Here is a 12,261-nt window from a genome sequence, read left to right as displayed (position 1 = left end):
CAGGATCCTGCCGTGCGTCCCGTGACGATCCACGGGGCGCAGGCAACCTGCTCACTTGCGGGCGATCGAAGCCTGCGACAGGAACATGAACCAATGAACACGCTCACTGCGACCGCGCGCAACGATCTGGCAGCACTCATTCACCCCAACACCAACCTGGCCCAGCATCAGGAAATCGGGCCGTTGGTCATCACCGCAGGCGACGGTGTGCGGGTCTTCGACGAACAGGGCAATGCCTATATCGAAGCCATGTCGGGCCTGTGGAGCGTTGCCCTGGGTTTCAGCGAACAGCGCCTGGTCGACGCCGCCGTCGAGCAGCTCAGGCAACTGCCCTACTACCACAGCTTCAGCCACAAGACCAACGCCCCGGCCGCGGCGCTCGCCGCCAAGCTGGCGGAGCTTGCGCCCGGCGATCTGAACCATGTGTTCTTCACCAACTCAGGGTCCGAGGCCAACGACTCGGTGGTGAAGATGGTCTGGTACGTGAACAACGCACTGGGCAAGCCCGCCAAGAAGAAGTTCATCTCCCGCCAGCAGGCCTATCACGGCGCCACCGTCGCCTGCGCCAGCTTGAGCGGCATCCCGTCGATGCACCGTGATTTCGATCTGCCGGCCATCCCGGTGCATCACCTGACCTGCCCGAACTTCTATCGATTCGGCCGGCCTGGCGAGACCGAGGAAGCCTTTTCGGCGCGCCTGGCGGACGAGCTGGAGCATTACATCCTCGACGAGGGCCCGGAAACCATCGCCGCGTTCATCGGCGAACCGGTGATGGCCGCAGGCGGCGTGATTCCGCCTCCCCAAGGCTACTGGGCAGCGATCCAGGCGGTGTGCAGACGCTACGACATCCTTGTGGTGATCGACGAGATCATCACCGGCTTCGGCAGGCTTGGCACGATGTTCGGCGCCGAGCTGTACGGGATCCAGCCCGATATCATGGTGCTGTCCAAGCAGCTCACCTCGTCCTATCAGCCCCTGGCCGCCGTGCTGGTGTCCGATGCCATTCATGACGTCCTGCTCAGCCAGAGCCAGCGTTTGGGAGCCTTCGCCCATGGCCTGACCTGCACGGGTCATCCCGTCGCCACTGCGGTGGCGCTGGAAAATATCCGCATCATCGAAGAGCGCGACCTGGTGGGCCAGGTCCAGCGCCTGGCCCCTGAATTCCAGCGCCGTCTGCGAGCATTCGCCGACCATCCGCTGGTGGGCGATGTGCGCGGTATCGGGCTGGTGGGCGCCATCGAACTGGTGGCGAACAAGGCCACCGGCCAACCCTTCGCCCAGCCCGGCACCTTGGGTGGCTATGTGTTCAGACAGGCGCACAAGCACGGGCTGATCATTCGCGCCATCTACGACACGATCGCCTTCTGTCCGCCGTTGATCTGCACCCAGGCCGATATCGAGGCGATCTTCAGCGCCTTCGAGCGCACGCTGGCCGACGCGACTGACTGGGCCCGCGCACAGAACCTGTTGTAGGCGAAAGACTGCGTCCGCGTCCTGGATACCTAAAACAAAAATCATGAGGGTTGGAATGTGAGCACGCAAAATGAGCAGCGCCTCGACGTCGATGTATCGGTAGTCGGGCTCGGCGCCATGGGCACGATCATGGCCCATGCATTTCTCAAGCAAGGCAAACGCGTGGCGGTGTGGAACCGTTCGCCTGGCAAAGCGGCGGCGCTGGTCGCCGCTGGTGCTCAGCTGTGCGACTCGGCTCACGCCGCGCTCAGCGCAAGCCCGGTCACGGTCTTCGTGCTGCTGGACGACCAGGCGACCCATGGCGTGCTTGGCATGCCGGGGGTGATGGCGGCACTCGCAGGTCGCACAATGATCGATTACACCACCAACGGCCGCGACGAGGGCCTGGCGCTTCAGGCGCTGGTCAACGCCGCTGGTGGCCTGTACGTCAAAGGGATGATCGTGGCCTACCCGCGCAACGTCGGTCATCGCCAGAGCCACACCCTGCATACCGGCGATCGTGAGGGTTTCGAGCAGCATCGGGCGCTGCTCGAAGCGCTGGCCGGTCAAACGATGTTCCTGCCTTGGGACGAAGCACTGGCCTTTGCCACCGTGCTCCACGCCCAGGCATTCGCCACGATGATGGCGTTCTTCGAGGCCGTGGGCGCGAGCGAGCGTTTCGGCCTGCCGGTGGCGGAGACGGCCAGGCTGCTGCTCGACACGTCACGGTTTTTCATAAGCGACGCGCTCGAAGAAGCGGTACGCCGGCTGGAAGCGCAGGATTTCGCAGGCGATCAGGCCAGGCTCGATGTGCACGCCGGCGCCTTCGCTCACATCGCCCAGGCGCTGCACGCGCAAGGGGCCTGGACGCCGGTCTTCGACGCCGTATGCGGGGTCGTGCAACGGGCTGAATCCATGGGCCATGGCGATCAGGACATCGTGGCGGCCACCCAGGTATTCGCAGCGGCCAACCCTCCCGAAACAGCCGCACAAAGGCCCATTTAATGGCGCACTTTATCAAGCTTTAGCCAACGCCACGGGCCAGACTCGAAGATAACTACAAAAACAAAAGCTGGAGGTTCCCATGCGTATCTTTGCTTTTCTGGTGGCCAGCGTGACACTTGCCCTGTTCCTGACGGCGGTCTACGCCCCTCAGTCTTCCATAGTCAGTCGATCCGTGGCACAAACGGCGCACGCGGCGCACCCTATCGCGAGCATTGGCGATATATTCCGGGGTTACTAGCGAAGGGCCGACACCCTCTAGGGGCGCGTACGTCCGCGCCCCAGCAGACGCGGCTGGCGCTTGATGCCGTGGGCCTTCTGCCAGCTCAACGGGCTCATCTGAAACCAGCGATGAAAGGCTCGGCAAAATCCACTGGTGTCGGAATAGCCGAGCAGCGCGGCCAGCTCGCCGATGTTGGCCGAAGGCCTGGCAAGGTAGGCCTGGGCCATGGACTGACGTACCTCCTCGAGCAATTGCTGGAACGTCAGCCCTTCCTGCGTCATGGCCTGACGCAACTCATTCGGCGTCAGCGCCATGATGCTGGCCACTTTCTGCGCCGTGGCCCGCCCACTGGGCAGCAGGTGATGCAGCAACTGCTTGATCTGGATGGCCAGCTCGTCGCCGGACAGCCGCTCCAGGCGCTGCATCCTCCTGACCACCAGTTGGTGCAACGCCTCATCACACAGGACACAGGGCTGCGCCAACAGCGATGATTCGAACACCAGGGCGACACAACGCGCATTGAAGGTGGGCGGCATGCCGAGCGCCTGGGCATACAGGGCGACATCGGTACTGGGCGAATGGTTGAGCCAGAGGGCGCTAGGTAGCCAGTGCGGGCCTGCCAGTGCGCGCATCAGTGCGATGCCCACGGCACCGGCCAGCTCCTCTGCCTGGCCCACGCCGGGCGCGTGGGAGGGGCGAACATGATAGCTGAGGATGGTCAGGCCGTTTTCGCTGTCCAGCCCGACTTCGGCCGCACCATTGTACAGGGCGTAATGGTTGCGCAACTCCACCAGCGCATCACCGACCGTGCGCGCATTGCGCAGCAGGTGGAGCAAGTCACCCAACACATCGGAGGCCTGGAACAGACCATATTCCAGGCCGAACAGCGCATTGCCCGAATGCCGACTGCAGGCCTCGAGCAAAGCACAGTATTGCTGGTAGGGGAGCAGATCGTCCTCGTCTTGAAGGCCCTGGCCCGGCAGGCCGACGTGCTTGAGCATCTGCTCGGGATCAAGCCCCTGCCCGGCGGCGAAGGCATGAAACCCGGTGAGGCTGATTGCCCGGACAAAGGGAACGTCAGCCATGTCGACCACGCCCGCTCTCGGCATCAGGCGCCTGGCGTAGCTGGCGCTTCCATTGTTGCGGGCTGAGGCCATGCCAGCGGCTGAACGCCCTGGAAAACGCGGCAAGCTGGGTGTATCCCAGCAACTCTGCCACCTGCGTCAGGTTGATCGTCGCATCTCGTAGCAAGCGGGTGGCCATCGCCTGGCGGGTCCCGTCCAGCAATGCCTGGAAACTCGTGCCTTGGGTCAGCAGGTAGCGCTGCAGGCTGCGCGAGCTGATCTTAAGATCCATGGCAATCTGTTCGACCGTGACACGCCCCTGGGGCATGTGATTGCGCATAAGCTTTTGTACGTGCATGGGCAACGACTCCAGCGTGATATCCGCCAGCTCGTCCTGGAACTGCCGGGTCAGTTGCAGGATGCGTTGATCCTTTGCGCCAAGCTGTGCGTCCAGCAGCGCAGGGTCGAACACCCAGGCGTTTTCCGTGCTGGAAAAACGCGGCGCCACCCCCAGCAGACGCCGGTATGCCGAAGGCTCCGCCCCCGCGCCATGGCACAGCAGCAGGGCCTGCGGGCGCCAGAGGTGCTTGAGCAAACTGTGCATGAGCTGCGCGCTCATTCCCATCGCCCACTCCACGGTCTGTCTTACACAGGGCAGATCCGCATCGGTGACCTGACAGCTCAAGCGTGCATTGCCGAGATGCCGCTCCAGGCGAAACTCCACTGCCGTGCCGAGCACATGGGCGTACCGGACCAATGCCCTCAGCACCTCACCGACTGTGTCCGCGCTCTGAATGACATGCAGCAGGGTCCCCATCCCCCGCATGCCATGTTCAAGCCCGAACTGCAGAGCGAACAGGCGATTACCCGAACGGTGCGCAGCCAACGCCAGTAGCGCGTTGAACGGGCGGGTTTCGATTGCGCCATCGGGCTCGCCAAGGGCAAGCGAAACCTCTGCAAGCAGCGCATGAGGCTCGAGCCTCTGGGCCAGAGCGAAGTCGTCGAATCCAAGTAACGCGGTCCCCAGGATATAGGACGTCATCAGAGAAGATCCGGCTCATGAATGTCGGTTCACAGGCAGGTAGATGCCTACCTGTATTTTGGCGGATAGTGTGAAGCTTTTCCTCCGTTCGATATAGCAGACTTGAGCGAGCCGGCGGCCGATCGGGAGGGTGACCACGCATCACCCTTCCGGCCGGTCACTGGCTGCAGCCGCCTGGCGAGCCCATTCGCGCAGGACGAATTTCTGGATCTTGCCGGTGGCCGTCTTCGGCAACGCCACCAACGACACATGCCGCGGCGCCTTGAAGTGCGCCAGGCGCTCGCGACACCAGCGGATCAGCTCTTCGCCGGTGATATCCCCCTGGGCCTCGGCGCACAGGGTGACGAAGGCATGCGGGGTTTCGCCCCAGCGCGAATCGGGCCGCGCCACCACGGCGGCCTCGAGCACCTCGGGATGCTGGTAGAGCACCTCCTCGATCTCCAGCGAACTGATGTTCTCGCCGCCGGAAATGATGATGTCCTTGGCCCGGTCCTTGATCTCCACATAGCCATCAGGGTGCAGCACGGCCAGGTCGCCGGTGTGCAGCCAGCCGCCAGCCAGGGCGCTGCGGGTGGCTTCGGGGTTGTGCAGGTAGCCTTTCATCACCGTGTTGCCGCGCACCACCAGCTCGCCCAGCGTCGCCCCGTCGGCGGGCACCGGCTGGCCGGTTTCGCTATCCAGGACCGTGGCTTCCTCGAGCATCGGATGGGCCACGCCCTGGCGGCTCATGAACCGCGCGCGAGCCTCCAGCGGCAGCTCGTCGACGCCTGGCTGCCACAGGCACAAGGTACTAGGGCCATAGCTTTCGGTCATGCCATAGGCATGGGTGATGCTGAAACCGCGCGCCTCCATGGCGGCGATCACCGCGCTGGGCGGTGCGGCGCCACCGGTGATCACCGACACCGCCTGGGACGGCGCGGCGCCTGCCGGAGCATGGATCAGCATCGACATCACCACCGGCGCGGCGCTCAGGTGGGTCACGCCATGCGCGGCGATGGCGGCGTGAATCGCCTCGGGCTGCACCTTGCGCAGGCACACGTGGCTCCCCCCCGACAGGGTCACTGCCCAGGTATGGCTCCAGCCGTTGCAGTGGAACATCGGCAGGGTCCACAAGTAGACGCTGCGCGGACCGAGCTGGAAAATCAGCGCCCCGGCGCAGGCATTGAGGTAGGCGCCACGGTGATGCAGCACCACGCCCTTGGGATCGCCGGTGGTGCCGGAGGTGTAGTTGATGGCGATCGACTGCCATTCGTTGTGCGGCGCGCTCAACGGCCGGTTGCCATCGCCCTGGGCCAGGAAGCTTTCGTAGTCCAGGTCCGGCGCCAGGTCGGCGCCCTCGGCCTGGGCATCATCGATGCCCACCAGCAGCGGTGGCGTGTCCAGCATCGCCAGCGCCTGGTGGACCACCGCGCCGAACTCGCGATCGCACAACAGTACCCTGGCCGCGCAATGGCGCAGGATGAAGGCGATGCTGCGCGCCTCCAGGCGGATATTGATGCACACCAGCACGGCACCCGCGCCGGGCACGCCATAGTGCGCCTCGAGCATCTCGGGGATGTTCGGCGCCAGGATCGCCACACGCTCGCCCGGCTGCACGCCAACCCGCTCCAGGGCGCTGGCCAGGGCCCGGCTGCGCTGGTGCAACTGCTGGTAGGTGTAGCGACGGTCGCCGTACACCACCGCGTCGCGCTGGGGATAGACCTGCGCGGCGCGCTTGAGGAACGACAGTGGTGACAGCGGCACGTGGTTGGCCGCATTCGGGGCCAGTTCGTGTTCCAGGCTCGGGTTCATCATGACGGGTCCTTCGTCCATGGGCAGTTCAACGGTTGCACGCACATAACTACCTCTGTTTCTTGTTGTTCTTGACCGGCACGGCCGGTGCCATTCATCGCGGGATTTGCAAGGCTGGGCGGTGTGTCTACAGGCTGCTGCACAGGTGGCCGCCATCGACCACGATCTCGCTGCCGCTCATGCCGCGGCCGGCGTCACTGGCGAGCAGCAGCAAGGCGCCGTCCAGGTCCGCCGGCTGGCTGTAGCGCCGGCTCGGAATACGCGAACGCAATCTCTGCCCCGCGTCACTGGCCAGGAACGCCTCGTTCAGGTCGGTCATCACGTATCCCGGCGCCAGGGCGTTCACGCGAATGCCATGGCGCGCCAGCTCCAGGGCCATGGCGCGGGTCAGGTGCGCCAGGCCGGCCTTGGCCGCCAGATAAGGGCCGACGGCGCCGGCCACCCGGCTGGCGAGGATCGAGGTGACGTTGATCAGGCTGCCGCCCTGCCCTGCGGCAACCATGCGCCGCGCGCTTTCCTGGGCCACCGTCCAGGCGCCCTTGAGGTTGGTGTCGAGTACGCGGTCCCAACTGCCATCATCGCAGTCGAGCAGCGCCTGGCTGTCGCTCACGCCGGCGTTGTTGACCAGCACATCCAGGGGGCCGGCGGCATCGAGCACCCGGCAGACATCGTCCCGGCGGGTCACATCGAGGGCAAAGGCGCGGGCCCGGCCGCCGCTGGCCTGGATGGTCTCGACCAGGGCCTGCAACGGCGCCTCGCGCCGGGCGGTGACCAGCACCTCGGCGCCGGCGGCCGCCAGGGTTTGGGCAAAGTGCCGGCCCAGGCCACTGGAGGCCCCGGTCACCAGGGCGCGACGGCCATCAAGAGAGAACAGTCGAGCAAGTTGCGGCTGCATCAGTGACCTCCCGGGCGCTGGTCGAGGAGTTTCTTCGCCAGGCCCATGCGGTGCACTTCGCTCGGACCGTCATAGATGCGGAACGGCCGGATATCGCGGAAGATCCGCTCCACCACCGTGTCCCCGGTCACCCCGCGCCCGCCCAGCACCTGCATCGAGCGATCAACCACCCGCCACAGCGCCTCGGAGCTGATCACCTTGGCCATGCTCGAGTCGACATTGCCCCGCTCGCCCTGGTCGAGTACCCAGGCGCAGTGCCATACCGCCAGGCGCACCACATGCAGGTCCATCTGGTTGTCGGCGAGCATGAAGCCGACACCTTGGTGCTCGCCCAGCGATTTGCCGAAGGCGTCGCGGGTGCGCGCATGATCGCAGGCGATGTCGTGGGCACGACGCGCGGCGCCGAGCCAGCGCATGCAGTGGGTCAGCCGTGCCGGCGCCAGACGCACCTGGGCGTAGCGGAAGCCCTTGCCGATCTCGCCGAGCACATCGCTCGCCGGGATGCGCAGGTTGTCGAAACGCAATTGTCCGTGGCCACCGGTGAAGCAGCTGTCCAGCGAGTCCAGTTGCCGTTCGTGGACGATGCCCTCACGCCGCATGTCGCTGAGGAACATGGTCGCCGTGCCGTCCTCCATGCGCGCCATGATGATCGCGAAATCGGCGCCGTCAGCGCCGGTGATCAACCACTTGCGGCCGTTGATCAGGTAATCGTCGCCATCGCGGGTGGCCGTGGTGCGCAGCATCGACGGATCCGAGCCTGAGCCCGGCGCAGGCTCGGTCATGGCGAAGCACGAGCGCGCCCGACCCTGGACCAGCGGGCGCAGCCAGCGGTCCTTCTGCGCCTCGGTGGCGACCACGTCCATCAGATGGATATTGCCTTCGTCGGGTGCGTGGATGTTCAGCGCCACCGGCCCCAGGGGTGAATAACCGGCCTCTTCGAAGACGATCGCCTTGGCCACATGGCTCAGGCCCATGCCGCCCATCTCGGGGCTGGCATGCGGGGTCAGCAACCCGGCGATGCGGGCCTTTTCCAGCAGGTCCTGACGCAAGTCGTCGCTGGGGCCGTGGCGGTCCTGGCGCGGGTCTTTCTCAAACGGAATCACGTGATTGGCAATGAAGTCGCGCGTTTTCGCCTGCAAGGTCAGCAGGTCGTCCGACAGGGTGAAGTTCATGGTTGTCCTTCTATGCGTTTTCAGTCTTGGAAATCGGGCAGTGGCCACCGGCGTTCAGGGCATGGCCTTGGGGTTGCTGATCGCCAGACGGTCAAGCGTCGTCTGGCGCAGCGCCTCGACCAGGGCGCGACGTGCCTGCGGCGCGTCGTGGCGACCTTCGCGGATGGTCTGGGCCAAATGCTGTCTCGTGCCGGCCAGGGTCGCTGGCGGCGCCTCGAGCACGGCGCCCAGACGTGCGTGCTCCTGGACCTCCAGCTCGCCTTGCAGGCGGCTTTCACGCGCAGCGATGGCCATGGCGTTGGCGATCATCAGCGCCGGGTAGCGCAGCTCGCCGGACAGCTCGGGCAACACCTGCTCCAGCAAGGTCTGGCGAGCGATATCGAGCAGTTGCGCGGCATTCGGTTGGGTCATGGCGCCTCGGCTCCGGTCATGTTCAAGATGTCGAGCTCCAGCTCCGGCAGCAGGCGCGCGGTCAGAGCCAGTTCGAGGGAAGGTTCTTCGCCGGACAGGTGGCGTTGTCCTTGCTGCAGGGCGATAACCGCCCAGCGCAGGGTGGCCATGACCTGCCAGTAGTGCAGTTGGCTAGGTTCGATGGCCAGGCTGGACACTTCGTGATAGCCGCGCAGGAAGTCCTCGAGCAGGCCGATGCCGCCCGCCTCCAGGTCGGGGCGGGTGAAACGCCAGCAACGGGCGCTGAACCAACCCAGGTCCTCGCAGGGGTCGCCCCAGCCACTGAATTCCCAGTCGAGCACCGCCTCCAGCCCCTGTTCGCTGGCCAGGTAGTTGCCGGTGCGGTAGTCGCGGTGCAGCAGGCACAGGGCCTGACTGCGCGGCACATGCAGCTCGCACCAGCGCAGGCCCCACTCCAGGGCCGGGTAGGCCTGGTCGAGGGTGTCGAGGTAGCGCCGGTAGGCCGTGAGGGTGGCCAGGGCGGGTGAGCCCTGAGGTATTGGCAAAAAGTCCAGCGCCGCACACGGGGGGCGCACCTGATGCAGGCGCGCCAGGTTGGCGCCCAACTGCGCCGCCAGCCCGCCCTGCCCTTGCGCACCGGCCTGGGCGCTGAGCAGGCGCCCGGCGGCGATGCCCGGCACGTATTCCATGAGGAAGAACACCCGCCCATGCACCCGCGTGTCACGGCACAGCCAGAGCGGTCGCGGTACCTTGACCCCGGCCTGGTAGACCACCTGCAGCACGGCGAACTCCTGTTCGCGGCCGAGGCTGGCCGGCAGCGCCGACAGTGCGTCACTGCGCAGGACCCAGCGCCGGTTACCGGCCCAGGGACCACCCTCGATCAACAGGTCGAGCCGCCAGTTTTCCTGGATGGCACCACCGCTCAACCGCTTGCGCGCTGTGATGAGCACCCGCTCGGCGGCGGCGCGTTCGCGAATGAAGTCGACCAACTGCTGGTCGTTGTCGCTGGCCGCGATCGGATCGCTGGCCAGGGACGTCGTGGAGGAACTGCTCATGGGTCGATGGGCCCTGCCTTCGCTGGTGAATTGGCAACAGGGCCAGAGCAAAGCCTGGGCCAACTGTCGACCATCCACCTGCGAGCCCCGTGACGCCTGGGTTTGGGCATGTCCTGGCAGTGCCCGGCTGGACAATCTTCATTTCACTTGTGCAAGGCATTCATTCACTATTGAAACATTGCAACCATGAACAGGGTCCGCCATGCACTCCCCCGCCTCCAAGGTCGTCGTGCTGATCAGCCACCTGCAACGCCCTCGGCAGCGCAGCCGTCTCGCCCAGGTCGTGAGCGGGCTCACGGCGGATTACCCCGACACCCGTATCGAAGTGCTCGACACCTCGGTAGCCGAAGCGCTGCAGACCGCCCGCGAGCTGGAGCAGCGCGGCGAAGTCGATGTGTTCGTCTGCGCAGGGGCCACCGCCGCCTACCTGCGCAAGCACCTGGCCCGGCCAGTACTGGCAATGCGCGTCGGCGGCGGCGACTTGCTGCGCGCCCTGGGGCAGGCCAAGGCCCACGGCACGCAAGTGGCCGTGCTCAGCTACGACCACATCAACCAGGACCTGCAGGCATTGGCGGCGCTGTTCACCGTGCAGGTGCACCAGGCCGCCTATACCTCGCTTGAGCAAGCCCGCCACGCCGTCGATTACGCCGCCCGGCTGGGCTGTGGCAGCATCATCGGCTCGTCTACCGTGGTGGAGCTGGCCGAGCAGGCCGGGCTGCAGGGCGTGCTGTCGCTGAGCGAGGACACCGTGCGCAAGGCGCTCGAAGAGGCCCTTGGCATCCTCGACAGCCAGCGCATCGAAATCGCCAAGCGCCGCCACCTCGATGCCGTGCTGCAACATATCCCCACCGGGGTCGCGGCCGTCGACAACCAAGGCCTGGTGCAGTCGCTCAACCCGGCACTGGCACAGTTGCTGGGATTGCCGGCCAGCGCGGCGCTCGGCCGCCCATTGCAAGCCCTTTGCCCCGAGCTGGACCTGCAGCAGGCCTTGCAGGACGGCACGGGCGAGGACAACCGTGTCATCCGCCTGGGCGCGCAAGCCGTGGTCAGCAACCTGCTGCCGATCCTGGAGAACGGCGAGCGCACCGGCCTGGTGCTGACCTGCCAGGACATCAGCGCCGTGCAGCGAGCCGACCAGCGCATCCGCGCCAGCCGTCGCCCCGGCGCCTTCACCGCGCGCTACCGGCTGGAACAACTGAGCGGCAACAGCAGGGCCAACCGCGAGATGCTGCAGTTGGCCGAGCGCTTCGCCGCCAGCCACTCGACCATCCTGATCACCGGCGAGAGCGGCACCGGCAAGGAACTGCTGGCCCAGGGCATCCACAATGCAAGCCCGCGCCGGCAGGGCCCTTTCGTCGCCATCAACTGCGCGGCATTTCCCGAAACACTGCTGGAGAGCGAACTGTTCGGCTACGAGGAAGGCGCCTTCAGCGGTTCGCGCAAGGGCGGCAAGCCCGGTCTGTTCGAGGCCGCGCACCGCGGCACGCTGTTCCTCGACGAAATTGGTGACATGCCGGTGTCGTTGCAGACCCGCCTGCTGCGGGTGCTGCAGGAGCGCGAAGTGCTGCGCCTGGGCAGTACCGAACCGATTGCCATCGACGTGCGGATCATCGCCGCCACCCACCAGGACCTGGGCACGGCCATCGACCAGGGCAGTTTCCGCACCGACTTGTACTACCGTCTGAACATCCTGCGGCTGCAGACCACGCCCCTGCGCGAACGCCCCGAGGACATCGCCCTGATCTGCCAGAGCATCGGCCAGCGCCTGCTGGTCCAGGGGCAGCCAACAGGCGCTGCACAGGTAATGACGGCGCTATTGCCCTACCTGGTGCGCCATGCCTGGCCGGGCAATGTCCGTGAACTGGAGAACGTGATCGAGCGGGCGATGCTGTCGGCCCGCGAACTGCTGCGCGACGAAGGGGTGGACGAGCAGTACCTGGCGCGGGTGCTGCCCGAGCTGTGCCAAGGCCAGTTGCCATCCCGGCGGGCCAAGGCGCCGCAAGCGTCCGACCTGCAAACGGTGGGCAAGGCCGCGCAGCTGCGCCATGTACGCGAAACCCTGGACAGTTGCCAGGGCGACCTCGACGAAGCCGCGCGCCGCCTCGGCATCAGCCGCACCACCTTGTGGCGGCGCCTGCGGGCTGCGCGTTGAGC

At 66.0% G+C, this 12,261-nt stretch carries 10 protein-coding genes; 3 read left to right on the top strand and 7 right to left on the bottom strand.

Annotation, left to right across the window (positions count from 1 at the left end):
- Positions 1-93 precede the first annotated feature (93 nt).
- Positions 94-1,473 carry an aspartate aminotransferase family protein gene (locus tag OH705_RS02940; RefSeq protein WP_267300911.1) on the top strand — a complete coding sequence of 460 codons (1,380 nt, stop codon included), beginning with the start codon at positions 94-96 and terminating at the stop codon, positions 1,471-1,473.
- Positions 1,474-1,590: 117 nt separating this feature from the next.
- Entirely contained in the window at positions 1,591-2,457 is an 867-nt protein-coding gene (locus OH705_RS02935) for an NAD(P)-binding domain-containing protein (RefSeq protein ID WP_416383565.1), read from the top strand.
- A 255-nt stretch (positions 2,458-2,712) separates the two neighbouring features.
- Here the strand turns inward: OH705_RS02935 and OH705_RS02930 are convergent, their stop codons facing one another.
- From OH705_RS02930 to OH705_RS02900, 7 genes are all read right to left on the bottom strand, one after another.
- A complete protein-coding gene (locus OH705_RS02930) occupies positions 2,713-3,762 on the bottom strand; it encodes an AraC family transcriptional regulator (protein ID WP_094011254.1) in 1,050 nt (349 codons plus the stop codon).
- On the bottom strand, positions 3,755-4,783 hold the full coding sequence (locus OH705_RS02925; protein WP_094011194.1) for an AraC family transcriptional regulator: 1,029 nt from the start codon (positions 4,781-4,783) through the stop codon (positions 3,755-3,757). Before OH705_RS02925 ends, OH705_RS02930 begins: the two co-directional genes overlap by 8 nt.
- 141 nt (positions 4,784-4,924) lie before the next feature.
- On the bottom strand, positions 4,925-6,595 hold the full coding sequence (locus OH705_RS02920; protein WP_416383562.1) for a long-chain-fatty-acid--CoA ligase: 1,671 nt from the start codon (positions 6,593-6,595) through the stop codon (positions 4,925-4,927).
- A 106-nt stretch (positions 6,596-6,701) separates the two neighbouring features.
- Positions 6,702-7,469, bottom strand: coding sequence for an SDR family NAD(P)-dependent oxidoreductase (locus OH705_RS02915; protein ID WP_267300905.1), 768 nt, complete (start codon positions 7,467-7,469; stop codon positions 6,702-6,704).
- Positions 7,469-8,641 (bottom strand): acyl-CoA dehydrogenase family protein, encoded by a 1,173-nt coding sequence (locus OH705_RS02910; protein ID WP_267300904.1) that lies wholly within the window; start codon positions 8,639-8,641, stop codon positions 7,469-7,471. The genes OH705_RS02915 and OH705_RS02910 overlap by 1 nt, the downstream gene beginning before the upstream one ends.
- Before the next feature lie 54 nt (positions 8,642-8,695).
- Positions 8,696-9,052, bottom strand: a complete 357-nt coding sequence (locus OH705_RS02905; protein ID WP_094011192.1) for a DUF6285 domain-containing protein — start codon at positions 9,050-9,052, stop codon at positions 8,696-8,698.
- Positions 9,049-10,107, bottom strand: a complete 1,059-nt coding sequence (locus OH705_RS02900; RefSeq protein WP_038705986.1) for a phosphotransferase family protein — start codon at positions 10,105-10,107, stop codon at positions 9,049-9,051. Before OH705_RS02900 ends, OH705_RS02905 begins: the two co-directional genes overlap by 4 nt.
- Positions 10,108-10,309: 202 nt before the next feature.
- Between OH705_RS02900 and prpR the strand changes: the two genes are divergently transcribed.
- The gene (gene prpR, locus OH705_RS02895) at positions 10,310-12,259 is read left to right on the top strand and encodes a propionate catabolism operon regulatory protein PrpR (RefSeq protein WP_094011191.1); all 1,950 of its coding nucleotides are present in this window, start codon (positions 10,310-10,312) and stop codon (positions 12,257-12,259) included.
- Positions 12,260-12,261 lie beyond the last annotated feature (2 nt).

This window comes from Pseudomonas sp. BJa3 (assembly GCF_026343815.1).
Taxonomy (GTDB): Bacteria; Pseudomonadota; Gammaproteobacteria; order Pseudomonadales; family Pseudomonadaceae; genus Aquipseudomonas; species Aquipseudomonas soli.
This window is presented reverse-complemented; position numbering and strand designations above follow the sequence as displayed.

Excerpts from the sequence above, each read along its gene's own strand:
- OH705_RS02940 (WP_267300911.1), top strand. The coding sequence starts at position 94 with ATGAACACGCTCACTGCGACCGCGCGCAACGATCTGGCAGCACTCATT.
- OH705_RS02935 (WP_416383565.1), top strand. The coding sequence starts at position 1,591 with ATGGGCACGATCATGGCCCATGCATTTCTCAAGCAAGGCAAACGCGTG.
- OH705_RS02905 (WP_094011192.1), bottom strand. The coding sequence starts at position 9,052 with ATGACCCAACCGAATGCCGCGCAACTGCTCGATATCGCTCGCCAGACC.
- OH705_RS02910 (WP_267300904.1), bottom strand. The coding sequence starts at position 8,641 with ATGAACTTCACCCTGTCGGACGACCTGCTGACCTTGCAGGCGAAAACG.
- OH705_RS02930 (WP_094011254.1), bottom strand. The coding sequence starts at position 3,762 with ATGGCTGACGTTCCCTTTGTCCGGGCAATCAGCCTCACCGGGTTTCAT.
- OH705_RS02920 (WP_416383562.1), bottom strand. The coding sequence starts at position 6,595 with ATGGACGAAGGACCCGTCATGATGAACCCGAGCCTGGAACACGAACTG.
- prpR (WP_094011191.1), top strand. The coding sequence starts at position 10,310 with ATGCACTCCCCCGCCTCCAAGGTCGTCGTGCTGATCAGCCACCTGCAA.
- OH705_RS02925 (WP_094011194.1), bottom strand. The coding sequence starts at position 4,783 with ATGACGTCCTATATCCTGGGGACCGCGTTACTTGGATTCGACGACTTC.
- OH705_RS02900 (WP_038705986.1), bottom strand. The coding sequence starts at position 10,107 with ATGAGCAGTTCCTCCACGACGTCCCTGGCCAGCGATCCGATCGCGGCC.
- OH705_RS02915 (WP_267300905.1), bottom strand. The coding sequence starts at position 7,469 with ATGCAGCCGCAACTTGCTCGACTGTTCTCTCTTGATGGCCGTCGCGCC.